The sequence below is a fragment of the Streptomyces sp. cf386 genome (assembly GCF_900103585.1).
GTDB lineage: Bacteria > Actinomycetota > Actinomycetes > Streptomycetales > Streptomycetaceae > Streptomyces.
Window position 1 is genome coordinate 256,458 of sequence record NZ_FNHV01000004.1, and the last position, 21,078, is coordinate 277,535.

Below are 21,078 nucleotides of genomic sequence, written 5' to 3' on the forward strand. Positions count from 1 at the left end.
ATACGGGATGTGCCGCACGCACCCTGGCCGCTCACACTCCGAACAACTCCGCCGCGTTGTCGTGGCACACGGCCCGCAGCCACTCCTCCCCGAGACCCAGCCGTTCCAGGGCGTCGAGCTGGTGCACATACGGATAGGGGATGTTGGGGAAGTCGGAGCCGAGCAGGACGCGGTCGCCGAGCGCCGCCAGCCTCGGCAGGGCCCGGCGGGGAAACGGCATGAACCCCTCGGAGAAGTCGGTGAACGCCATCGTCGTGTCCAGCCGTACCTCCCCGTACCGCTCGGCGAGGCCGAGGAACTCCTCGTACTCGGGCATCCCCAGATGCGCGACGATCAGCCGCAGCCGGGGGTGCCGCGCGAGGACCTGTGCGATCGGCTCGGGGCCGGTGTGCTTGCCGGGCGCGGGCCCGGAGCCGCAGTGGATCACCACGGGGATCCCGGCCTCGGCCAGCAACCCCCAAGCCGAATCTAGGAGTTGGTCAGCAGGGTCGTACGCCCCCACCTGTACATGCGCCTTGAAGACGCGCGCACCCGCCTCGACCGCCTCCCGGACGTATGCCTCGACGTCCGGCTCGGGGAACAGGGTGGCGGTGTGCAGACAGTCGGGGGTGCGGCGGGCGAAGTCGGCCGCCCAGCCGTTCAGCCACCGGGCCATGCCGGGCTTGTGCGGGTAGAGCATCGCGGTGAAGGCCCGTACGCCGAACTCCCGGAGCAGGGCCGTCCGTTCCGCTTCCTCCTGCCGGTAGGTGATCGGCCATTCGAGTCCGCCGGTCAGCGTTCCGAGCGCGTCGAAGTAGTCCCATACCTTGCGCAGGACGCGCTCGGGCATGAAGTGCGTGTGGACGTCGATGAGCCCGGGAAGACCGAGCCGCTCCCAGAAGCGACGGACCTCGTCGGAGTCGGCTGCGTCGACAGGCGCCCTGTGGTGATCGTTCACGTCGCCCACGATCGGTGTGGGTGAGATGGGGGTCCACCCTTTCACGCAAGGGATCCATGAGGGATCTGTCACTCCGTTGGGTGCGGCGTTCGCAGGCCCGGACATCCTCGCGCCTCTCACGGTATGCCTTGCTCTTATCCGTGAGAAGAGGCTACGGTTCATCACGGATAAACCGCTCCCATCCGTGAGGTGCTTCTTCGTGGCTCTCTCCGAGACGACCCGTGAGCAGTTCCCCGTCCGTGTCTTCGGCGGCCCGACCGCCTTCTTCGAGTACGGCGGACTGCGCTTTCTCACCGACCCCACCTTCGACGCTCCCGGCGACTACCCGGCATCGGGCGGCCCGCTCCTGACCAAGACCGCCCCCTCCACCGGCAACCCCACCGAACTCGGCCCCGTCGACGTCGTCCTGCTGTCCCACGACGAGCACGCCGACAACCTCGACCGCTCCGGCCGCGCCCTGCTCGCCGACGTGCCGCTCACCCTCACCACCCCGGGCGGTGGCAAGCGCCTCGGCGCCAAGGCGACCGGGCTGGCCGACTGGGAGTCGGTCGAGCTCGACCGCCCTGACGGCGGCACGGTCACCGTGACCGGTGTCCCCGCCGTCCACGGCCCCGGCCCGCGCGAGGAGGTCGAGGCGTTCACCGGACAGGTCGTCGGCTTCGTCCTGACGGGGGACGGACTGCCCACGGTCTACGTCAGCGGCGACAACGCCTCCCTCGACGCCGTCAGGGAGACGGCCGACCGTTTCGGGCCGGTGGACACGGCCGTCCTGTTCGCCGGCGCGCCCCGCTTCGCCGCCCTCTTCGACGGCGAACCCCTCGTCCTCGACAGCGCCATGGCCGCCGAAGCCACTCGGATACTCGGCGCCCGCCGGGTGGTCCCCGTGCACTACGACAGCTGGACCCACTTCACCGAGGGCCACGACGAGTTGGCGGCGGCCTTCGCCGCCGCGGGGCTCACCGACCGCCTGGACTGGGGTCAGCGGGGCTGACGGCGCCGGACGGCGCGGTCACTGCCGGGCGTCGTAGGCCTCGCGTGCCGCGAGTACTTCGGGGATGTATTCCTCGGCCCAACGACCCAGTGCCTGTAGCGGGGTGTGCAGATGCGCCCTGCTCCTGACCCGGCCCGGCCCGGCGATCATGGCCGAGGCTGCTGGGGCCCCTCGGGCTTCGACTCGTCCGGCGTGACCGTCTCCCCCTGGATCACCCGGGGCGTGGCCGGATCGTCCTCGTCCCTCGCCGCCCTGGCCTCGGCCTTGAGGATGCGTGCCGACTTGCCCGCCGAACGAGCCAGGTCGGGGAGCTTCTTCGCACAGAGGACGGCTATGACGACGAGGAGGATGATCGCGAGTTCGCTCAGTCCGAACATGAGGTCCTGTCCTTCTGGTGAGCCGGATGCCGTGTTGGCGCAGGTAGGGCAGCATCCCATGGTGGCGGGCTTGTGCGACCGCTCAGATGTATGGCTAGGGTGCTGGCAATGTTCCGCGCCGACGCCACACCGGTAACTGACGCCACCCCCGTACCGGAACGACGGCGGCAGCCGCTGCCGTCCGCAGGGACGGAAGCGAGACGTGTCGAGCCGCGGGACCCCCACCTCGACAACGCCAAGTACCTGGCGATCCTGCTGGTCGCGACGGGACACGCATGGGAGCCGTTGCGTGAGGGCAGTCGGGCCGTCACCGCCCTGTACCTGCTCGTCTACGCCTTCCACATGCCGGTGTTCATCACCCTCTCCGGCTACTTCTCGCGCGGCTTCGACGAGAGTCCGGAGCGGGTCAGGCGGCTGCTGACCGGGCTCGTCGTGCCGTACGTCGTCTTCGAGGTGGCGTACACCTACTTCACCCAATGGACATCCCAGGACCCCGACCGGGCGATCAGCCTGCTCGATCCGCTGTACCTGACCTGGTACCTGGCGGCGCTGTTCATCTGGCGGCTGACCTCGCCCGTCTGGCGACTCCTGCGGTGGCCGATGCCGGTCGCGCTCGGCCTCGCCATGCTGGCGACCGTCTCACCGTCCATCGGCGACGACCTCGACCTCCAGCGCGTGCTTCAGTTCCTGCCGTACTTCGTGCTGGGACTCTTCCTGAAGCCGGAGTACTTCGAGCTGGTGCGTCGCCGCGAGGTGCGTCTCCTGGCCGCGCCGGTCCTCTTCTGCGCACTCGCCGTGGCGTACTGGGCGGCCCCGCGGATGGACTACGCCTGGTTCTTCCACAGTGACAGCGCGCAGGAACTGGCCGTGCCGGCCTGGTGCGGGCCCGTGATGACCCTGGCCACCTTCGGCTGCTCTGTCGTCCTCGTGGCCTGCTTTCTCGCCTGGGTGCCGGGGCGCCGGACGTGGTTCACGGTGCTGGGCGCGGGCACGCTGTGCGGCTATCTGCTGCATGGCTTCGTCGCCCAGGGGGCCGAGTTCTGGGGCTGGTACGACGGCGCCTGGCTCCGGCAGCCGGTCGGCGAGATCACCGTCACGCTGATCGCCGCGGCGGTCATGACCGCACTGTGCGCCCCCGCCGTACAGCGGGTCTTCCGCCGTGGAGTGCGGTGACCCGTTCGGGCGGCGGACCCGGATCTGGGGATCTCGGGAGGGCTCCCGAAGGGGCGACCCCATGATGGCGCGCGGCTGAGCCGTAGCGGTGGAGAGGGGACGGGCGATGCGGGTGATGACGAGGGCGGGGCGCTGCGCCCTGCTGGCGGTCGGGATCGTGCTGGTAGTGGGCGGATGCTCATCGGGGACGTCGGACGCGGCGGGCGATGGCGGCTCGGCGGGGGCTCGGGGGAGTGCGTCGAAGTCCAGCCCGTCGAAGTCCACCTCGTCGAAGTCCAACGTCCCGAGCCGGGCGCTGACGCAGTGGGCCGGGCAGATGTGTGAGGCCACGGAGCTGTTCGAGACGGCGAAGACGAACAGCGCGATCGCGGTCAAGGACATCACCGACCCGCCCGACGACGCACTGATCGGCGCCGAGTTCATCGCGATGAGCTACCTGTCGGAGACGTCGTCGTCCCTCGACGAGATCGCCGGCGCGCTGAATGACGTACGACAGTCGGGCATCGCCGCGGCGGACCGGCTGCACGCCGGGCTGACCAAGGAGGTCGCGAGGGTCCGGCCGAAGGTCGACGAGCTCAGCGAGGCCGGCGGGTACACGAGCCCCGCGGAGGACTCGGTCGACCGGGCCGGACGCGTCGGCGACCTGGTCGCGTCCCTGAAGACGCCCGAGCCCGGCCTGTCTGCCGTGGCCGCCGAGGAGCCGAAGCTCTCGGCCGCGTACCGCGCCGCACCCGAGTGCGCCCCGCCAGCACCGCTGCCCGAGGCCGCCGACGCCACGGACGTCGCCGCCTGCGCGGACGGTGCCTGCGAGATCCTGGTGACGAAGCAGATCCACCTCACGGTCGGCGCATGGCGGCTGCGCGTGTCGCTGACGGAGACGAAGGCCACGGTGCGCAACAACGACCCCGACGGCGCCGTGGGGGAGACCTCACTGGCGGCCGGCGGCAGCGGAACCTTCGGCGACAAGAACGGCGAGGTCACCGTCAAGGCCGTCGCCGTGAACAAGGACGGCGCCGTGCTGAGCTTCCGCACGAAGTGAGACCCGAGTGAACGCCTGACACGCCGCTCTGCTTACCGTGGACCCATGACGGCACCGCTGGACGTACTGGTGGTCGGCGCGGGACCGACAGGGCTCGCGCTCGCCGCGCAACTGCGCGCCTACGGGACCCGGTTCCGTATCGTCGACCGCTCCCTGGACCGTGTGCGCGAGTCCCGGGCCCTCGGCATCCAGCCCCGCACCCTGGAGGCGCTGGCGGGCTTCGGCGTGACCGACCGGCTGGTGGCCCGCGGCAACCCGGCGGTGCGGCTGCGTATGCACCTGACCCGGCGCACGGTGTCGGTACCGCTCTTCGACATCGGGCTCCCCGACACCCCGTACCCCTTCCTGCTGTTCCTCTCGCAGGCCGAGACGGAGAACGTCCTCGGTGAGCACCTGGCCGAGCGGGACGTGACGGTCGAACGCGGCACGGAGCTGCTCGGCCTTGAGCAGCGGGGCCCGCACGTCGTCTGCCGGCTGCGCGGTCGCGACGGCACGGAGGAGACCGTGACGGCGCGCTATGTCGTCGGCTGCGACGGCGCCCACAGCACCGTGCGAGCCGAGGCGGGCATCGATTTCGAGGGGTACGCCTATCCGCACACGTATCTGCTCGCCGACCTGCACGTCGACGGGCTGGAGCCGGGCGCCGTGCACTCGTTCATGACCGGGGGCGGGGTGCTGTTCTTCTTCCCGCTCGGTACTCCGGCACCCTGGCGGATGCTCGCGATGAGGCCGTCCGACGCCCCGGACGGCAAGGTGACGCTGCCGCTCCTGCAAGGGATCGCCGACCGGTACGGCGCGCAGGGCCTGGTCCTGCGGGATCCGGTCTGGATGACCGACTTCCGGCTCCACAACCGCGGTGCCGCCCACTACCGCTCCGGGTCCTGCTTCCTGGCCGGCGACGCGGCCCACATCCACAGCCCGGCGGGGGCGCAGGGCATGAACACCGGCATCCAGGACGCCCTCAACCTGGGCTGGAAGCTGGCCCTGGTGTGCCGGGGCGACGCACCGCCGGAGCTGCTGGAGACGTACGAGAGCGAACGCGACCCGGTCGGCCGTGAGGTACGCCGGTTCACCGACCGCGCCTTCACCATCGGCACCAGTCCGCATCCCGTCCTCCGGTTCGCGCGCTCCCAACTCGTGCCCCGCCTGGCCCCGTTGGCGATGCGAGCGAGGGCTCCCCGCGCGTGGGCCTTCCGCACCGTCTCCGAACTCGGCATCCACTACCGCCGCAGCCCCGCCTCGACGACGGGCCCACGACCGCCCCGCCGCGGCCCGCGAGCCGGCGACCGGCTGCCCGACCGGCCTCAAGGCCTCCAGGCCCGGATCGCCGCCCCCGGCTGGCATCTGCTCCTGACCGGACCGCCGCACCTCTGGCCGGATGAGCGGCTCGCCCCGATTCTGGCCGGCCGGGAGGACCTGATCACCGTGCACCGCCTCGGCGACCGGAGCCCCTGGCCGGGCGTCGCCCAGGCACTCGTACGGCCCGACGGCCACCTCGGCTACGTCGCGAGCGGTACCGAGCCGGCGGGGCTGTGGGCCTACGTCGCCCGCTGGCTGCCGATCGAGCGGGCGTGACACCCGGGGTGAACAGCTCGCGGCGTTGATCCGTACCCCTCTGCGTGCAGTCACACCGAGGAAGCTCCGAACCACCCTTCGTGCCGTCATCGCGAGGAAGCAGAGGAAGCATCGGCCGCGTCGCCACGGCCGGCGGTCTGGTTCTCCTGTTCCTGTCCACCGCGGCGTGCGGCGGGAGCGAGGACAAGGAGGCCGCGCCGAAGGGCAGTCCGACGAACGTCGCCGCCACCGTGGCCGGCGTCGTGGCCCCGGCGAAGGTCGAGGTGATCGCCGATCTGACGGGCTGCAAGGTCAAGATCCGGACCGAGGCGGACGAGCTGCGCGAGGGCGTCTGCCACACGGAGAAGGGCGACTACCTCATCACCACGTTCCCCGAGGAGAAGTACAAGCTGACCTGGCTGGACGCGGCCTCGGTGTACGGCGGCAAGTACCTCGTCGGGACCCGCTGGGTGGTCAGCGCGAAACCGAAGCTGCTGGAGCAGCTCCGTCCCCGACTGGGCGGAAACATCCAGCAGTTGCGGGGCGTGGGCCCGGCCCCGGCACCCACCACGTCGTGATCGCCGGACCGGTACGGAGGGGCGCGCGCCTCACTCGGTCACGTCGCTGATCCCCAGGCGCAGATGCTCCACGTGGTACACGGCCTGGTCGAGCAGCTCGGCGACATGGTGGTCGTGCAGCGCGTACACGACCGAACGCCCGCGCCGCTCACCCACCACCAGGCCGAGATTGCGCAGGAGCCGCAGCTGATGGGAGCACGCGGACTGCTCCATGCCCACCTCCGCCGCCAACTCCGTGGCCGGCAGCGGCCCCTCGCGCAGGCGCGCCAGGATCAGCAGGCGGGAGGGGGTGGACAGGGCCTGGAGGGTGGTGGCCACCTTGGCGACGTTGGCCGCGTCCAGGCGTACGCGCTCGGTGGCGTCCTGCGTGGTGGTGACGGCTCCATGACCCATGAGGGGCATCCTACCCATCACACCTGAACACATGAATGATTATTCATGTACCATGCTCGGCCTTTGATCCGCCGGCCCGTCCGAGGTGATCCGGCAGCTCCCAGGACAACCAAGGTTGATGTCGGATTCTCGCCAGCCCCGTCGCCCTCCGTGGCCGATGCTGGACACATGCAGAAGGGGATGCACACCGACACGGAGCGCTGCGTGCGCGCCGTCCAGTCCAAGGACGCCCGCTTCGACGGATGGTTCTTCACGGCGGTCGTCACGACCGGGATCTACTGCCGGCCCAGCTGCCCGGTGGTCCCGCCCAAGCCCGAGAACATGCGGTTCTTCCCGAGCGCGGCGGCCTGCCAGCAGGCCGGGTTCCGGGCCTGCAAGCGCTGCCGCCCGGACACCAGCCCCGGCTCGCCGGAGTGGAACCAGCGCGCCGACCTCGTGGCCCGCGCGATGCGCCTGATCGCCGACGGCGTCGTGGACCGCGAGGGCGTGCCCGGCCTCGCCGCCCGGCTCGGCTACAGCACCCGGCAGATCGAACGCCAGCTCCTCGCCGAACTCGGCGCCGGCCCGCTCGCCCTGGCCCGCGCCCAACGCGCCCAGGCCGCCCGCCTCCTCATCGAGACGACGCCCCTGCCCATGGCGGACATCGCCTTCGCGGCCGGCTTCGCCTCCATCCGCACCTTCAACGACACCGTCCGCGAGGTCTTCGCCCTCTCACCCACCGACCTGCGCGCCCGCACACCCCGCACAACTCCAGGGAACACCACCGGCGCCCTGGCCCTGCGCCTGCCGTTCCGCGCCCCCCTCAACCCCGACAACCTCTTCGGCCACCTCGCGGCGACCGCCGTCCCCGGCGTCGAGGAGTGGCGGGACGGCGCGTACCGACGCACGCTCAGGCTGCCGTACGGCCACGGCATCGTGGCCCTGACCCCACGGCCCGACCACATCTCCTGCCGCCTCACCCTCGGCGACCTGCGCGATCTGACCGTGGCGATCAGCCGGTGCCGCCGGATGCTCGACCTGGACGCCGATCCGGTCGCCATCGACGACCAGTTGCGTACGGATCCGCTGCTCGCGCCCCTCATCGACAAGGCGCCCGGCCGCCGGGTCCCGCGCACGGTCGACGAGGCCGAGTTCGCCGTACGGGCCGTCCTCGGCCAGCAGGTCTCCACGGCCGCCGCCCGTACCCACGCGGCCCGCCTGGTCACCGCCCACGGCGAGCCGATCGAAGACCCCGAGGGCGGCCTCACCCACCTCTTCCCGGCCCCCGAGGCGCTGGCCCGCGTGGACCCGGAGTCACTGGCGATGCCGAAGACCCGCCGTACGACGTTCACCACGCTGGTACGCCAACTGGCCGACGGTGACGTGCACTTGGGACCCGAGAGCGACTGGCCGGAGACCCGGGCCCGGCTCCTGGCCCTCCCCGGCTTCGGCCCCTGGACGGTCGACGTCATCGCGATGCGCGCCCTCGGCGACCCCGACGCCTTCCTCCCCACCGACCTCGGAATCCGCCGCGCCGCCCAGGAGCTGGGCCTCCCGTCCACTCCGGCGGCCCTCACGGCCCGGTCGGCGGCCTGGCGCCCCTGGCGGGCGTACGCGGTCCAGTACCTGTGGGCGACGGACAGCCACCCGATCAACTTCCTTCCCGTCTGAGGAGTCTGAGCACATGTCAACGAAGCGGCACACCGTCATCGACAGCCCGTACGGCCCTCTGACACTCGTCGCCGAGGACCGCGCCCTGTGCGGCCTCTACATGACCGAGCAACGCCACCGCCCACCCGAGGAGACCTTCGGGGAGCGGGACGAGACTCCCTTCGGCGCGGCGATCGACCAGCTGGAGGACTATTTCGCGGGCGAGCTGAAGGAGTTCACCCTCGAACTGCGGCTGAACGGCACCGAGTTCCAGCGCAGGGTCTGGGACCAGCTGCGCCGGATCCCCTACGGCGAGACCCGCTCCTACGGCGATCTCGCCGACGCCCTCGGCAGCCCCGGCGCCTCCCGCGCGGTCGGCCTCGCCAACGGCAAGAACCCGATCGGCATCATCGTCCCCTGCCACCGCGTCGTCGGCGCGAACGGCAGCCTCACCGGATACGGCGGCGGTCTGGACCGCAAGCAGCGCCTGCTGGACTTCGAGAGCGGAACGGCGCTGTTCTGATCCGGTCCGGCCGGTCGGGAACAGCGCCGTACTCAGGGCGCCCGCCTCAGCCGGCCGTCCGCTCCGCCGCACTGCGCTCCACACAGAACTCGTTGCCCTCCGGATCGGCGAGGACGGCCCAGCCGGTGCCGTCCGGCCTGCGGCGGTCGTCGACCAGCGTGGCGCCGAGGGCGAGAACCCGCTCGACCTCCTCGTCCCGGGTGCGGTCATCCGGCTGAAGATCCAGGTGCACCCGGTTCTTGACGGTCTTGGGCTCCGGGACGGTGACGAACAGCAGCCCCGCCCCCTCGATCAGCACGTCCTCGTCGCCCGGCTTGTCGTCCTCGTGCACGGGCAGGCCCAGCACCCGGGACCAGAAGCCGGCCAGGCCGTAGGCGTCGGCGGAGTCGATCGTCACATGGCGGATCTTTGAGGTCATGGCACGGATTCTGATCCACGCACCGGGCCCGCGCAGCGCCTTTTCGCACGGCGCCGGTTCCGCCCCGGTCCGACCGGTGGCCATGACCTATATGGCGCACTGCGGTCTTCCTCCCGAGTGACCCCGGTGGCGCGAGCCGCTGGATCGCTGGTGTCTGTACGAAGGAGAGCAGGCAGAGAGCGGGAGACCATGCAGCAAAAGCAGGAGCGCCTGGCGACACCCTGGGCCGCCGGGATGGCCGGGGTCGTGTTCGCCATCCTGATGGCCACGGCGATCGTCCTGGTGCGCATCGCCCTGCCCGACGGAGTCGACGGGGACGACGTGACCGCGGACGCCGCACAGCGGAGCGCCGTACGGACGGCGCTGGAGCTGCTCCCGTTCGCCGGGATCGCTTTCCTGTGGTTCATGGGCGCCGTGCGCGAGCAGGTCGGCGAGGGCGAGGACCGCTTCTTCGCCACCGTGTTCCTGGGCAGCGGGCTGGTCTTCGTCGCCACCCTGTTCGGCGCGGCCTCGGCGGCCGGGACCGTACTCGACGAGACCCAGCAGGGGTCTCCCTTCGGCCGCGACTTCGCCTACATGCTGCTGACCACGTACGCCATGCGGATGGCGGCGGTGTTCATCATCACGACCTCGACCATCGGCCGCCGGCTCGGCGCCCTCCCGCGCCCGCTCGTGGTCCTCGGCTACCTCGCGGGCCTGACGCTGCTCGTGGTGGGAGCGGACGTGCCCTGGTCCGAACTGGTCTTCCCGGCGTGGGCGCTCGTCATCAGCCTGAACATCCTCTGGGGCCGACGGGCCGCCGGACCACGGGCCGCCGACCGGACCTGAGCCGGCCGCACCTGCTCACCCGTACGGTCTCCTCCCCGTGGCCGTGTCCCCTCCGGCCACCGAGGGTGGTCGCAGGGGAGTGCCCGCGCCTTGGAGAGGACCGATGCTGTGGTCAGGATTGCCGTCGATCTGAACCGCTGTCAGGGGTATGCGCAGTGCGCGTTCCTCGCCCCCGAGATCTTCGCCATGCACGGCGAGGAGGCGCTGCTGTACAACCCGGACGCCGACGAGGCACAACGCGACAGGCTGGCCCAGGCCGCCGCGGCCTGCCCGGTCCAGGCCATCCTGGTCGACGCGGTGGACGCACCTGCCGAGGCGGTGCCCGGTGCCCGGTGACGGATCCCTGGAACAGCTCAGGCGCGAAGGCCGCATCGTCGTCGTCGGCGCCTCGCTCGCGGGCCTGCGAGCTGCGGAAACCCTGCGCGAGAAGGGCTTCGCGGGCTCCCTGACGATGATCGGCGACGAGCCCCACGAGCCGTACGACCGGCCCCCGCTGTCCAAACAGGTGCTGCTGGGCAGGGCGGCCGCCGACCGCACCGCGCTGCCCAGGACCCGGTCCATCGACGCGACCTGGCGGCTCGGCGTCCCGGCGACCGGCCTGGACATGGCCGCGAGAAGGGTGCGGCTCGCCGACGGCGACGAGGTGCCGTACGACCGGCTGCTGATCGCCACCGGGGTACGGGCGCGACCGTGGCCGCGCGAGGCCGAGGCGGAGCTCGACGGCGTCTTCGTGCTGCGGACCCGCGACGACAGCGCCGCCCTCGCCCGGCGGCTCGACGCGGGACCCAAGCGGGTCTTCGTCATCGGGGCAGGGTTCACCGGCTCGGAGATCGCCTCCGCCTGCCGCGAACGAGGCCTCCCCGTCACCGTCGCCGAACGCGGCGCGGCGCCCCTGGTCGGCGCACTCGGCGGGGTGGTCGGCGCGGTCGCCGCCGAGATGCAGCGCGAGCACGGTGTGGACCTGCGGTGCGGGGTCATGGTGACCGCTCTGGAAGGCGACGCCGCGGGACGGGTGCGCGCCGCCCATCTGTCCGACGGCTCCACCGTGGAGACCGACGTGGTGATCGTCTCGCTCGGTGCCGCCCGCAACACCCAATGGCTCACCGGGTCCGGACTCGGGGCCGGGCCCCGGGGCATCGCCTGCGACGCCGGCTGCCGCGCCTTCGACATCCGCGGCATCGTCACCGACGACATCTACGCGGCGGGCGACGTCGCCCGCTGCCCGCACCCCCTCTTCGGCTACCAGTTCCTGTCCCTGGAGCACTGGGGCAACGCCGTCACCCAAGCCGGGGTCGCGGCGCACAACATGCTCAGCGAGAGCACCGACCGCATCCCCCACATGGAGGTGCCGGCCTTCTGGTCCTCGCAGTTCGGAGTCAACATCAAGTCGGTCGGGGTGCCGTCGATGGGCACGGAGATCCTCATCTCACAGGGATCGCTCAAGGATCACCGGTTCGTCGGCGTCTACGGCTACCAAGGGCGCGTCATCGGCGCCGTCGCCTTCGACCAGGCCCGGTGGCTGCCGTTCTACCAGGAGCTGATCGAGAAGACCGCGCCGTTCCCGCCGCCGTTCACCACGGTCGACCGCCGCCCGGACGGACAGCGGCCCGTCGACGCGGACTTCCCGGACCCGTCGGTCCCCACTCACGGGCCCACCGTGACCCTCAGCGGATACTCGCCGGCCGACCGCCGGATGACGTTCACCCCCGCGCACTGACCCGCACGGCCACGAGGACTCGCCATGACGCAATCCTTGCTGCACCAGATCCTGGACTACGCCAACCGCGCCAACCCGTACCCGATCTACGAGGAGCTGCGGAAGACGCCGGTGCTCCACATGGACGACGGGCCTTACGTCATCAGCACCTATCACGAGATCCGCAGCCTCCTGCACGATCCCCGGATCAGCTCCGACGCCCGCAATCTGACCTCGAACGCCGCCGACCCGCTGGCCGAGCCGGCCCCCGAGGAGAGCGCGTTGCCGCCGGGCTTCCTGCGGCTCGACCCGCCGGAACACGACCGGATGCGCCGCATGACGAACCGGCCCTTCGGCCCGCCGCACTCCCCCCACCGGGTCGACGGAATGCGCGGAGAGCTCCACGACATCGTCTCCGGCCTCATCGACGGCATCGCCGACCCGAGCCGGATCGACCTGGTGGAAGAGTTCTCGTACCCCTTCCCGGTGACGGTGATCTGCCGGCTGCTCGGAGTGCCGCGCGAGGACGAGGCGCGCTTCCACACCTGGGCGGACACCCTCGCCGCGAGCCTGGACCCCGACCCGGACGCGGACCCCTCCGAACGGGGCAAGGGCTCCCACGACGCCCGGATGCAGTTGGGCATGTACCTCGCCGGTCTGATCGAGGAACGCCGCAAGAAGCCCGGCGACGACATGCTCTCCCAGCTGGCGACGGCCAAGGGCGAGGACGGCCCGATGACGACGATGGAACTGCTCAGCACCGCCGCGCTGCTGCTGATCGCGGGGCACGAGACCACCGTCAACCTCATCACCAACGGAATGCTGACCCTGCTGCGCCACCCCGACGTCCTGGAGCGGCTGCGTGCGGATCCACGGCTGGCGGTGCCCCTCGTCGAGGAGCTGCTCCGCTTCGAGCCGCCGGTGCAGCTGGTGCCGCAGCGCACCACCCTCGCCGACATCGAGGTGCGCGGCGTCACCATCCCCAAGGGCGCCTCGCTCTGGCTGGTCCTGGCATCCGGCAACCGCGACCCCCTGCGCTTCGAGGACCCGGACCGCTTCGACCCGGACCGCCGGGACATCCAGCACCTCGGTCTGGGCAGCGGCATCCACAGCTGCTTCGGCGCACCGCTCGCCCGGCTGGAGGCCCAGCTGGCCCTGTCGGAACTGGCCCGGAGGCTGGAGAACCCCCGCCTGCTGGAGGACCCGCCCCCGTACCGGCAGAACGCCGTGCTGCGCGGGCCGCGGCATCTGCCCATCGCCTGCGACGGGATCCGCCCCCAGTAGTCAGGTCGCTTGGCCGCTCGTCGTCCCGAGCCGGCGCAGCAGCTCCGGCAGGGCGGCGCCGATGGGCTCCCGTACGACTTCCTCGGCGCGGTCGTCGTACGGCGTCGGCTCGGCGTTGACGATGATCAGCCGCGCCCCGTGGTCGGCGGCGACGCCCGCGAGCCCCGCGGCAGGCTGCACCTGCAGACTGCTGCCGACGGCGATGAACACCTGGCACGCCTTGGTGATGGCGACGGCCTCACCGAGGACGACCGGGTCGAGCCGCTCGCCGAACATCACCGTCGCCGACTTCAGGATCCCGCCGCACTCCAGGCACGGCGGGTCGTCCTCACCGGCGTCCACGCGCGCGAGGGCGTCCTCCATGGGCCCACGCACATGGCACTTCGTGCAGACCACACTCCGCGCGCTGCCGTGCAGTTCGAGGACCTTGCGGGCGGGCATCCCGGCGAGCTGGTGCAGCCCGTCGACGTTCTGCGTGATGACCCGCACCGGCACCCCGGACCGCTCCAGCTCGGCCACCGCCCGGTGCGCCGCGTTGGGCTCCGCCTTCAGCGTCCGGTTCTTCCGCCGCATCTGCCACGAGCGCCGCCGGATCTTCGGATCACCCATGTAGTACTCGTACGTCACGAGCTTCTGGGCCTCCGGATCGCGCCGCCACAGTCCGTTCGGCCCGCGGTAGTCGGGGATGCCGGAGTCGGTGGAGATACCGGCGCCGCTCAGGAGGGCCACGAGGGGCTTGGTCATGTAGCCGAGGGTAGGTCGGGCGCCGTGACGGAGGCGACCGGATATCCGACCGGGTCAGCCCACCCGGTGACCGTTCTCCAGCTCCGCCGTCCCCGCCCCGTCCGCCAGCACCTCCAGCGCGGCCAGGACCCGACGGCCCAGGGCGTCGGGCAGGTACTCCGGGACGTCCCGCGGTTCCACGAGACGCCAGGACAGCAGCTCCTCCTCCTGCAACCTGATCGCCTTGAAGTCGTCCTCGCCGAGAACCCCACCGTCGTACAGATACGCGGCCAGCGGCGGCCAACCCGACCGGTACACCCAGTCCACCGCGAGCAGGGGACCGAGCTCGCGGTCGAGGCCGATCTCCTCCAGCGTCTCCCGGCGCGCGCCCTGACGCGGGGTCTCGCCCTCGTCGGACTCGATCGTGCCACCCGGAAGCGCCCAGCCCTCACGGTAGTTGGGCTCCACGAGCAGCACCCGGCCCTCGGCGTCACGGAAGAGGGCGGCGGCGCCGGCGAGGATGCGGGGGAGACCCGCGATGTACGCGGCGAATTCTTCGGAGCTGGTCATCCAGGAAGGGTAACCAGTGTCCGTGCCCCACCCGGCCGGTCAATTCTCCGCCTCCGTCTCCGCCTCAGCCTCTACCTGTGCCTGCGCCTCCGCTTCCGCCAGCCGCACCGTCCGCTCCGCCAACTCGCTGATCCGCACACCGTCGAACCCGAACACCGCACTGCGCACCGTGTCCTCCAGCGGCTCGGTCCACTGGTCCGGGATCGCAGCGGCCCCGGTCAGCACACCCGCCACCGAGCCGGCGGTCGCGCCGTTGGAGTCGGTGTCCAGGCCGCCGCGCACGGTGAGCGTGATGGTGCGGGTGAAGTCGCCGTCGCCGTAGAGGAGCCCGGCGGTGAGCACGGCCGCGTTCGGGATGGTGTGGATCCAGCCGAGCCCGGCGGTCTCCTCGGCGACCGTGGTGAGCGTGTCCTCCCAGGTCATCCGGGTGTCGTGGAGCGAGACGGCACGGCGTACGGTGCGGGCGAGCCGGCTGCTCGCCGGGATGACCGCGAGTGCCTGGTCGACGGCCTCGCGGATCGTGGACGCCGTGAACGCCGCCGAGACCAGCGCCGCCGCCCACATCGCGCCGTACACCCCGTTGCCGGTGTGCGACAGCACCGCGTCCCGGCGGGCGAGCGAGGCCGCGCGCTGCGGGGCGCCCGGGCAGGTCCAGCCGTAGATGTCGGCACGGATGAGAGCGCCGATCCACTCCTGGTACGGGTTCTCGTACGTCGCGGTCAGCGGCGGTTTCAGACCGTTCGCGAGGTTGCGGTACGCCGCCCGCTCCGCCGTGAAGGTCTGCAGATACGGCAGCCGCAGCAGCCACAGGTCGCCGACCTGCTCGGTGCTGAAGCCGAAGCCGTGGGTCTCCAGCAGATCGAGGCCGAGAATGGCGTAGTCGACGTCGTCGTCGCGGCAGCTGCCGTGGATCCGGCCGCGCACACACTGGCGCCACTCGGGGCGCAGCTCGAAGCCGTCGTCCTCGCTGGCCGGCTCGGGGAGATAGTCGGTGAGGGGCAGGGCTGCCGCCTGCCGCAGATAGCGGTCGATCCGGTCCCGCGTCCACAGGTCGCCCTGCTCGACCGGCTTGCCGAGCATGTTGCCCGCGATCCGGCCGAGCCAGCCCCCGAGGATGCGGTCGGCGAACTCTGGTTCAGTGCCCACAGGGGTCATAGGACCGGTTTACCCGATTCCGGGCGCCCGCACAGGGAGGGCGTAGCGGGTTCTCAAGGTCCGGTCAGCGCATGACGGCGGGGGCGTCCTGCGGTTATGGTCGCAGCGGCGCGACTGGCCCCGACATACGCGGGCCCGGAGAGCAAGGGGAAGACAAGGTGGCGGACGCTGCAGTGAACGGTGCCCACAGGGTGCTCATCGCCGCGGACAAGTTCAAGGGGTCGCTGACGGCCGTGCAGGTCGCCGAGCGTGTGACGGCGGGCCTGCGCCGGGTCGTGCCGGACCTCGACGTGGAGGCCATGCCCGTGGCCGACGGCGGTGACGGGACCGTGGACGCGGCGGTCGCGGCCGGCTTCGAGCGGCGGGAGGTACGGGTCGCCGGGCCCCTCGGGCACGAGGTGACGGCGGCGTTCGCGCTGCGCGGCGACACGGCGGTCGTGGAGATGGCGGAGGCGAGCGGCCTGCAGCGGCTGCCCGCGGGCGTCTTCGCGCCGCTCACGGCGTCCACCTACGGCTCCGGGGAACTCCTGCGGGCCGCGCTGGACGCCGGTGCCCGCACGATCGTCTTCGGCGTCGGCGGCAGCGCCACGACCGACGGCGGCGCCGGGATGCTCACCGCGCTGGGCGCGCGCTTCCTGGACGCGGACGGGGAGCCGGTGGCGCCGGGAGGTGGCAGCCTGGGCGACCTGGCCACCGCCGATCTCTCGGGCCTGGACCCGCGCCTCGACTCCGTCGAGCTGGTACTCGCCAGCGACGTCGACAACCCGCTGACCGGCCCGAAGGGCGCGCCGGCGGTGTACGGCCCGCAGAAGGGCGCCTCGCCGGACGACGTGAAGACCCTGGACGTGGCGCTCGCGCACTTCGCGAAGGTGCTGGAGGAGTCGGTCGGCTCCAAGGCGGCCGAGCACGCGGCCGCGCCCGGCGCCGGGGCCGCGGGTGGCATCGGCTACGGAGCCCTGCTGATCGGCGCCCGGTTCCGTGCCGGTATCGAGGTCATGCTGGACGTCCTGGGCTTCGCGCCCGCGCTGGAGCGGGCGACGCTGGTCATCACGGGCGAGGGCTCCCTGGACGAGCAGACGCTGCACGGCAAGGCCCCGGCGGGCGTCGCGGCGGCGGCCCGCGCGGCCGACAAGGAGGTCGTCGCGGTGTGCGGCCGCCTGGCGCTGGCGCCGGAGGCGCTGGGCCGGGCCGGGATCCGGCGGGCGTACCCGCTGACGGAGACCGAGCCGGACGTGGCGAAGTGCATCGCGGACGCCGGGCCGATTCTGGAACGGGTCGCGGAGCGGATCGCGCGGGACTTCCTGGCCTGACCGTCGGCGGAGCGCAGCCCTGTGCAACGACTGAGGCCCGGATGCGGAAAGCATCCGGGCCTCGACACGATCGAGACGATCGTGAGAGATCAGCGTCCGTCGCCAGGCCGGTCGTCCGGGCCGCACTTGTCCGGGGTCCCGTCGTAGTGCACGCAAGCGGTGACCTTCACGACGTAATTGCTCGTGGAGGAGTCGCTGTACGTGGTTTCTCCCTGGCCCTGCTTGTTCCAGAGGCGGAGGCCCGTGGTGTTCTTGCGGTCGAACTCCGAGTAGACGGCATTGCCGTCCGCCCGCTCGTCCTTCACGGCAACATTCTTGTTGCCGGACGACTGCCAGCTGTAGGCGTAAGAGATGTGAATGTCCGGGTTCGTGTGGTGGTTGAGCCTGGACGTGACGTCCTCGCCGGCGTCGGCGTAGGCCGGCGATGCCCCCGCAACGGCGCCGAGCAGGACAACTGCCATGGCGGCCTTCTTGGCGCTCCTGGATATCTGCATGATTCTCCCCTTTGACGCAGCAACTCAACAGCTGCGATTGGCGGTCATCACGATGACGGCCTTCAGAAATGACGCACCCATGACGGGGCAACGCGAGGCAGGTCACGCCAAGCGGCTTGTGTTGTAGAGCCCCCCATGGAAGCGAGAGGAAGGCCTTTCTCGCGACCGGTGCAAGATCATATGCGAAAGCCGACGGAAGGCAAGCGCGATTCCGGCGGTGACTGTGGTGCAACGCGACCGCGCCGAGGGTGTGTTGGCATCTTTCTTTGCCTGGTGATCACCTTGGCCTAATATCGGCACCGATCGCGAGGGGCTGACCTCTCTCGCGCAACGGGGGACGATTCACGGGGGCGCTGTCGCATGCTCACGGGAAGAGCCCGCAACAGCTACCCGAGGGCACATCACGTGAGCAACTCCGACACCGGGCCCGCGCCCGACCCCGTACTCCACATTCAGGATCTGAACTACTCGATCCGGAACCGGACTCTGTTCAAGGGCCTGCAACTCAGTGTCAGTGCCGGCGAGTCAGTGGCGATCACGGGTCCGAGTGGCTCGGGCAAGAGCACGCTGCTCTCGTCGATCCTCGGTCTGATCAAGCCGCATGACGGAAGCATCAGGGTAACCGGAGCGGAAATAACGAAGCTGCCGAGCAAGCAGATCGCCAAGCTGCGCAGCGAAACAATCGGCACGGTCTTCCAGTTCGGGGAGCTGCTGCCCGAACTCAGCCCGCTGGACAACGTGGCGCTGGCGGCGCTGCTGTCGCGTTCTGACCGCGCGGGCGGGTACCGCCAGGCACAGGAACTGCTGGACGAACTGCGCGTTCCGTCGGCTGAGACGACGGAGGAACTCTCCGGAGGCGAGCATCAGCGTACGGCTGTGGCCCGTGCGCTGATCAACTCGCCCGAGCTGATTCTGGCCGATGAGCCCACGGGCGCCCTCGACCCTGACGCCACCGCTCGCATCGCGGAACTGCTCTTCGATCTCCCTCGGCGGCGTAGGTGCGGGTTGGTGCTGGTGACGCACGATGTCGAGGTTGCCGCACGAGCGGACCGGGTGCTGCGTCTTGAGGCCGGTCTGCTGGTTCCCGCCCGGGTGCCGGAGGCGGTGCAGGCGTGAGCGGGGCCAGACACGGCGGCTTGTCACTTCAGCTGCTGCGCATAGGGCGCGACGCGGGTCGACGCTCGGAGGCGGCCGGAACCAGGGCCGCGGCCCTGGCGCTCTCGGCTTTCGCTGTCGCACTGTGCCTGGGTCTGCTGGCGATGGTGCACGCCTCCTATGTCGGCAAGGAGCTGCGGCGTGACGCCAGGACTCCGGTCGGGCTGACAGAGCAATCACAGGCAACCGGGTCCACGTTGTGGCTGGCCGGCTCGGACGCGCTGAAGGGGCAGCGGCTCTTCAGCGTCGTATTCATCGCGCCGTATACGTCGACTGCGAATGCCCCACTTCCTCCAGGGGTGGATCGTTGGCCGGGGCCGGGTGAGGCCGTTCTGTCGCCCGGTCTGCTGAAAGCCGGCGCCGCGGAGGGGATCGCCGGCCGCTACGGAAAGCTCTCGGGCACGGTCGGGCAGGAGGGCTTGGACGACCCCGGAGAGTGGCTCGCCTACGTCCGGCCCGCCAAGGGCATGAAGGCCGAGGCGCCGATCGAGGCGGTGGTCGGCTTCGGGCCGAAGGCAGGCATCCTGGCCGAAGGCTTGCAGCCAGGAATGGGGCCCGACAACGACAAGCCCGAGTGGATGTTCCAGGGCCTCGTCATCGGCCTGCTGCTCGTACCGAGTCTCGTGCTCCTGTTCACCGCACTCCGGGCCGGGGCACATGGCCGTGACCGCAGAGCCGCCCTGGTCGACGCCCTGGGAGGTCTGAGGCGCGACCGCGCCCTGATCGCGGTGGGCGAGGCGATGCGACCGGTGACGTGGGGAGCCTTCGCGTCGATTCCGTTCTTCGCCGTGGCCGCGTTCGTCGATGTCCGAGTCCCGTTCGTCGGTTACGTGACGTCATCCGCCGATGTGCGTCAGCATGGCTGGCCGGTACTGCTGACTCCTGTGGCCGCCACGGTGACGGCGCTGGCCCTTGCCGTCATCAGCGATCAGCCGGCCGGCCGGGCCAAGGGGACCCGACCCGCCGACGCGAGCGGATCACGCCGACAGCGGTACCTGGCGTTCCTCTGCGTGCCGGCGATCCTGCTCGCCAGCCGCGGTCCGGAACTCGCCGGCGACAGTACGCAGTACCGGGCATGGATCAGCTGGATCGGCCTTGCCCTCGTCGTCCTCACCCTGCCGGCCGGAGTGGCAGTCGTCGTGGCCAGGCTCGGGGGAAGCCTGGAGCGGACCGGGCGACAGCGGGGGTGGGCCGGTGCGCTGATCGCGGGCCGCCGGATCAGCCGCTACCCGGCGGCTACGGCCCGCCTGGTCACCGGTGTGACGGTTGCGCTGATCGTCTTCATGCAGGCCCTCGCCTGGCAGGCAATGTTCGGGACCTACCACGCCAAAATGGAGGAGATCCTCAGCGCTGCCGACAGGAACGTCGCCGAGATCGGCCCCAGGGGGACGGTCTCCACCAGGGAGGCCGCCGCCTATCTGGAGTCCATCCCCGAGGGCAATGTCCCTGTCGTCCTCACACCTCCCCGCACCGCCGGTGACGGCCCCATCACGATCAGCGGTGGATGCGTAGCTCTGGAGAGCCTTCGGCTGCCGTGTTCGCCCACCCCGGCCCGCGTCGATGTCGCCCTCGATCGGCGCTTGCAGCAGCTGCTCCACTGGAACACGGAGGGCGGCACCTACCTGAAGGTGGTCCGAGCCGACGACGCCGAGCTGGCCGAGCAAACCGTGCCGACCGCCAACACCCTGGCGGTGGTGAGGGCTGATGGCGGCGCCCCTGCCGTCGCGGCACTCAAGGAAGCCTCCTACCGGGCCTATCCCCGCGGGGCCCAGGTCCGTTTTCCCGGGGAGGAGTGGCTGGCGGACGGCATCCCGGACCGGGACCAGGGCCGGTGGATTCGGCTCTTCGGTGTGCTGGGGATGGGAATCCTCATGCTCGCCATCGGTCTCAGTGGCAAGGCCGAGTTCCTGCGCCAGGGCAGGGCACTGGCGCCGCTGACCGTGTTGACCGGCGGATACCGCGTCTTCCGCAGCAGCGCGGCCTGGGCGATCGTCGCGCCGCTCGCGCTCGCCGCACTGGCGGGGTGCGTCGTCGCCGCCTGGACCGCACGACCGGTCGCCCGGCCAGGAATGGCCTACTTCGTCCCCGGGGGCCTCATGGCGGCCGTTGTCACCGTGCTACTCGCCGTGTCCGTCGTGATGGGGCTCTGGGCCGCTCGGATCGCCGGGCAACAGGCACGCAGCTGGCGAGCCTAGTCATCCGGCACCCAACTGGGCAGCAGATGCCGTGCAGGCATCTGCTGCCGGCCATG

At 71.1% G+C, this 21,078-nt stretch carries 23 protein-coding genes; 14 read left to right on the forward strand and 9 right to left on the reverse strand.

The features are described 5' to 3' along the window. Positions 1–31: 31 nt before the first annotated feature. Positions 32–937, reverse strand: a complete 906-nt coding sequence (locus BLU79_RS12310; protein ID WP_093906028.1) for an amidohydrolase family protein — start codon at positions 935–937, stop codon at positions 32–34. A 199-nt stretch (positions 938–1,136) separates the two neighbouring features. On the opposite strand from BLU79_RS12310, the gene BLU79_RS12315 reads away from it, so the two are divergent. Next, positions 1,137–1,928: an MBL fold metallo-hydrolase gene (locus tag BLU79_RS12315; RefSeq protein ID WP_093905736.1), complete on the forward strand. Its 792-nt coding sequence runs from the start codon at positions 1,137–1,139 to the stop codon at positions 1,926–1,928. Positions 1,929–1,946: 18 nt separating this feature from the next. Here the strand turns inward: BLU79_RS12315 and BLU79_RS12320 are convergent, their stop codons facing one another. Next, positions 1,947–2,078 carry a hypothetical protein gene (locus BLU79_RS12320; protein ID WP_256333274.1) on the reverse strand — a complete coding sequence of 44 codons (132 nt, stop codon included), beginning with the start codon at positions 2,076–2,078 and terminating at the stop codon, positions 1,947–1,949. Further along, positions 2,075–2,305: a twin-arginine translocase TatA/TatE family subunit gene (locus tag BLU79_RS12325; RefSeq protein ID WP_093905737.1), complete on the reverse strand. Its 231-nt coding sequence runs from the start codon at positions 2,303–2,305 to the stop codon at positions 2,075–2,077. Before BLU79_RS12325 ends, BLU79_RS12320 begins: the two co-directional genes overlap by 4 nt. Before the next feature lie 108 nt (positions 2,306–2,413). On the opposite strand from BLU79_RS12325, the gene BLU79_RS12330 reads away from it, so the two are divergent. The 4 genes from BLU79_RS12330 to BLU79_RS12345 all read left to right on the forward strand — a co-directional run bounded on the left by BLU79_RS12330 (position 2,414) and on the right by BLU79_RS12345 (position 6,649). Further along, positions 2,414–3,478, forward strand: a complete 1,065-nt coding sequence (locus BLU79_RS12330; protein ID WP_093905738.1) for an acyltransferase family protein — start codon at positions 2,414–2,416, stop codon at positions 3,476–3,478. A 106-nt stretch (positions 3,479–3,584) separates the two neighbouring features. Continuing rightward, positions 3,585–4,517 carry a hypothetical protein gene (locus tag BLU79_RS12335; protein WP_093905739.1) on the forward strand — a complete coding sequence of 311 codons (933 nt, stop codon included), beginning with the start codon at positions 3,585–3,587 and terminating at the stop codon, positions 4,515–4,517. Positions 4,518–4,562: 45 nt separating this feature from the next. Further along, positions 4,563–6,092, forward strand: coding sequence for an FAD-dependent monooxygenase (locus tag BLU79_RS12340; protein ID WP_093905740.1), 1,530 nt, complete (start codon positions 4,563–4,565; stop codon positions 6,090–6,092). Positions 6,093–6,172: 80 nt separating this feature from the next. Beyond that, on the forward strand, positions 6,173–6,649 hold the full coding sequence (locus tag BLU79_RS12345) for a hypothetical protein (protein ID WP_256333275.1): 477 nt from the start codon (positions 6,173–6,175) through the stop codon (positions 6,647–6,649). Between the two features lie 30 nt (positions 6,650–6,679). On the opposite strand, the gene BLU79_RS12350 is transcribed toward BLU79_RS12345, so the two are convergent. Continuing rightward, positions 6,680–7,042 carry an ArsR/SmtB family transcription factor gene (locus tag BLU79_RS12350; RefSeq protein WP_093906030.1) on the reverse strand — a complete coding sequence of 121 codons (363 nt, stop codon included), beginning with the start codon at positions 7,040–7,042 and terminating at the stop codon, positions 6,680–6,682. 180 nt (positions 7,043–7,222) lie between these two features. Between BLU79_RS12350 and BLU79_RS12355 the strand changes: the two genes are divergently transcribed. Together BLU79_RS12355 and BLU79_RS12360 are read left to right on the forward strand one after the other, a co-directional pair. Continuing rightward, positions 7,223–8,692 carry an AlkA N-terminal domain-containing protein gene (locus BLU79_RS12355; protein WP_093906031.1) on the forward strand — a complete coding sequence of 490 codons (1,470 nt, stop codon included), beginning with the start codon at positions 7,223–7,225 and terminating at the stop codon, positions 8,690–8,692. Between the two features lie 13 nt (positions 8,693–8,705). Beyond that, positions 8,706–9,194, forward strand: coding sequence for a methylated-DNA--[protein]-cysteine S-methyltransferase (locus BLU79_RS12360; protein ID WP_093905741.1), 489 nt, complete (start codon positions 8,706–8,708; stop codon positions 9,192–9,194). 46 nt (positions 9,195–9,240) lie between these two features. On the opposite strand, the gene BLU79_RS12365 is transcribed toward BLU79_RS12360, so the two are convergent. Continuing rightward, on the reverse strand, positions 9,241–9,612 hold the full coding sequence (locus BLU79_RS12365; RefSeq protein ID WP_093906032.1) for a VOC family protein: 372 nt from the start codon (positions 9,610–9,612) through the stop codon (positions 9,241–9,243). Between the two features lie 189 nt (positions 9,613–9,801). Here BLU79_RS12365 and BLU79_RS12370 point away from each other — a divergent pair, with 189 nt between their 5' ends. The 4 genes from BLU79_RS12370 (at position 9,802) to BLU79_RS12385 (ending at position 13,420) form a co-directional block, all read left to right on the forward strand. Next, on the forward strand, positions 9,802–10,440 hold the full coding sequence (locus tag BLU79_RS12370; RefSeq protein WP_093905742.1) for a hypothetical protein: 639 nt from the start codon (positions 9,802–9,804) through the stop codon (positions 10,438–10,440). A gap of 108 nt (positions 10,441–10,548) precedes the next feature. Next, entirely contained in the window at positions 10,549–10,776 is a 228-nt protein-coding gene (locus BLU79_RS12375; protein ID WP_093905743.1) for a ferredoxin, read from the forward strand. Then, positions 10,766–12,157 carry an NAD(P)/FAD-dependent oxidoreductase gene (locus BLU79_RS12380; RefSeq protein ID WP_093905744.1) on the forward strand — a complete coding sequence of 464 codons (1,392 nt, stop codon included), beginning with the start codon at positions 10,766–10,768 and terminating at the stop codon, positions 12,155–12,157. Before BLU79_RS12375 ends, BLU79_RS12380 begins: the two co-directional genes overlap by 11 nt. Positions 12,158–12,181: 24 nt before the next feature. Then, positions 12,182–13,420, forward strand: a complete 1,239-nt coding sequence (locus BLU79_RS12385) for a cytochrome P450 (RefSeq protein ID WP_093905745.1) — start codon at positions 12,182–12,184, stop codon at positions 13,418–13,420. Here BLU79_RS12385 and BLU79_RS12390 read toward each other — a convergent pair whose 3' ends face one another. Genes BLU79_RS12390 through BLU79_RS12400 form a run of 3 tightly spaced genes read right to left on the reverse strand, consistent with a single transcriptional unit; the run spans position 13,421 to position 15,868 of the window. Beyond that, the gene (locus BLU79_RS12390; RefSeq protein ID WP_093905746.1) at positions 13,421–14,164 is read right to left on the reverse strand and encodes an SIR2 family NAD-dependent protein deacylase; all 744 of its coding nucleotides are present in this window, start codon (positions 14,162–14,164) and stop codon (positions 13,421–13,423) included. Between the two features lie 54 nt (positions 14,165–14,218). After that, complete coding sequence (locus BLU79_RS12395; RefSeq protein ID WP_093905747.1) at positions 14,219–14,713, reverse strand: NUDIX domain-containing protein; 495 nt, start codon at positions 14,711–14,713, stop codon at positions 14,219–14,221. Positions 14,714–14,752: 39 nt separating this feature from the next. Further along, complete coding sequence (locus BLU79_RS12400; RefSeq protein ID WP_093905748.1) at positions 14,753–15,868, reverse strand: ADP-ribosylglycohydrolase family protein; 1,116 nt, start codon at positions 15,866–15,868, stop codon at positions 14,753–14,755. A 191-nt stretch (positions 15,869–16,059) separates the two neighbouring features. Between BLU79_RS12400 and BLU79_RS12405 the strand changes: the two genes are divergently transcribed. Continuing rightward, the gene (locus BLU79_RS12405) at positions 16,060–17,178 is read left to right on the forward strand and encodes a glycerate kinase (RefSeq protein WP_093906033.1); all 1,119 of its coding nucleotides are present in this window, start codon (positions 16,060–16,062) and stop codon (positions 17,176–17,178) included. An 89-nt stretch (positions 17,179–17,267) separates the two neighbouring features. Here the strand turns inward: BLU79_RS12405 and BLU79_RS12410 are convergent, their stop codons facing one another. Next, the gene (locus BLU79_RS12410) at positions 17,268–17,672 is read right to left on the reverse strand and encodes a hypothetical protein (RefSeq protein WP_143052494.1); all 405 of its coding nucleotides are present in this window, start codon (positions 17,670–17,672) and stop codon (positions 17,268–17,270) included. Between the two features lie 405 nt (positions 17,673–18,077). On the opposite strand from BLU79_RS12410, the gene BLU79_RS12415 reads away from it, so the two are divergent. Both BLU79_RS12415 and BLU79_RS12420 read left to right on the forward strand, forming a co-directional pair. Continuing rightward, a complete protein-coding gene (locus tag BLU79_RS12415; protein WP_256333276.1) occupies positions 18,078–18,788 on the forward strand; it encodes an ABC transporter ATP-binding protein in 711 nt (236 codons plus the stop codon). A 20-nt stretch (positions 18,789–18,808) separates the two neighbouring features. After that, a complete protein-coding gene (locus tag BLU79_RS12420) occupies positions 18,809–21,022 on the forward strand; it encodes an ABC transporter permease (RefSeq protein WP_143052495.1) in 2,214 nt (737 codons plus the stop codon). Positions 21,023–21,078: the final 56 nt, after the last annotated feature.

Bases quoted from the DNA above. Each gene is read 5' to 3' on its own strand.
- BLU79_RS12330 (WP_093905738.1), top strand. From the start codon at position 2,414: ATGTTCCGCGCCGACGCCACACCGGTAACTGACGCCACCCCCGTACCG.
- BLU79_RS12385 (WP_093905745.1), top strand. From the start codon at position 12,182: ATGACGCAATCCTTGCTGCACCAGATCCTGGACTACGCCAACCGCGCC.
- BLU79_RS12400 (WP_093905748.1), bottom strand. From the start codon at position 15,868: ATGACCCCTGTGGGCACTGAACCAGAGTTCGCCGACCGCATCCTCGGG.
- BLU79_RS12320 (WP_256333274.1), bottom strand. From the start codon at position 2,078: ATGATCGCCGGGCCGGGCCGGGTCAGGAGCAGGGCGCATCTGCACACC.
- BLU79_RS12395 (WP_093905747.1), bottom strand. From the start codon at position 14,713: ATGACCAGCTCCGAAGAATTCGCCGCGTACATCGCGGGTCTCCCCCGC.
- BLU79_RS12390 (WP_093905746.1), bottom strand. From the start codon at position 14,164: ATGACCAAGCCCCTCGTGGCCCTCCTGAGCGGCGCCGGTATCTCCACC.
- BLU79_RS12325 (WP_093905737.1), bottom strand. From the start codon at position 2,305: ATGTTCGGACTGAGCGAACTCGCGATCATCCTCCTCGTCGTCATAGCC.
- BLU79_RS12355 (WP_093906031.1), top strand. From the start codon at position 7,223: ATGCACACCGACACGGAGCGCTGCGTGCGCGCCGTCCAGTCCAAGGAC.
- BLU79_RS12335 (WP_093905739.1), top strand. From the start codon at position 3,585: ATGCGGGTGATGACGAGGGCGGGGCGCTGCGCCCTGCTGGCGGTCGGG.
- BLU79_RS12340 (WP_093905740.1), top strand. From the start codon at position 4,563: ATGACGGCACCGCTGGACGTACTGGTGGTCGGCGCGGGACCGACAGGG.
- BLU79_RS12365 (WP_093906032.1), bottom strand. From the start codon at position 9,612: ATGACCTCAAAGATCCGCCATGTGACGATCGACTCCGCCGACGCCTAC.
- BLU79_RS12370 (WP_093905742.1), top strand. From the start codon at position 9,802: ATGCAGCAAAAGCAGGAGCGCCTGGCGACACCCTGGGCCGCCGGGATG.
- BLU79_RS12410 (WP_143052494.1), bottom strand. From the start codon at position 17,672: ATGCAGATATCCAGGAGCGCCAAGAAGGCCGCCATGGCAGTTGTCCTG.
- BLU79_RS12350 (WP_093906030.1), bottom strand. From the start codon at position 7,042: ATGGGTCATGGAGCCGTCACCACCACGCAGGACGCCACCGAGCGCGTA.
- BLU79_RS12360 (WP_093905741.1), top strand. From the start codon at position 8,706: ATGTCAACGAAGCGGCACACCGTCATCGACAGCCCGTACGGCCCTCTG.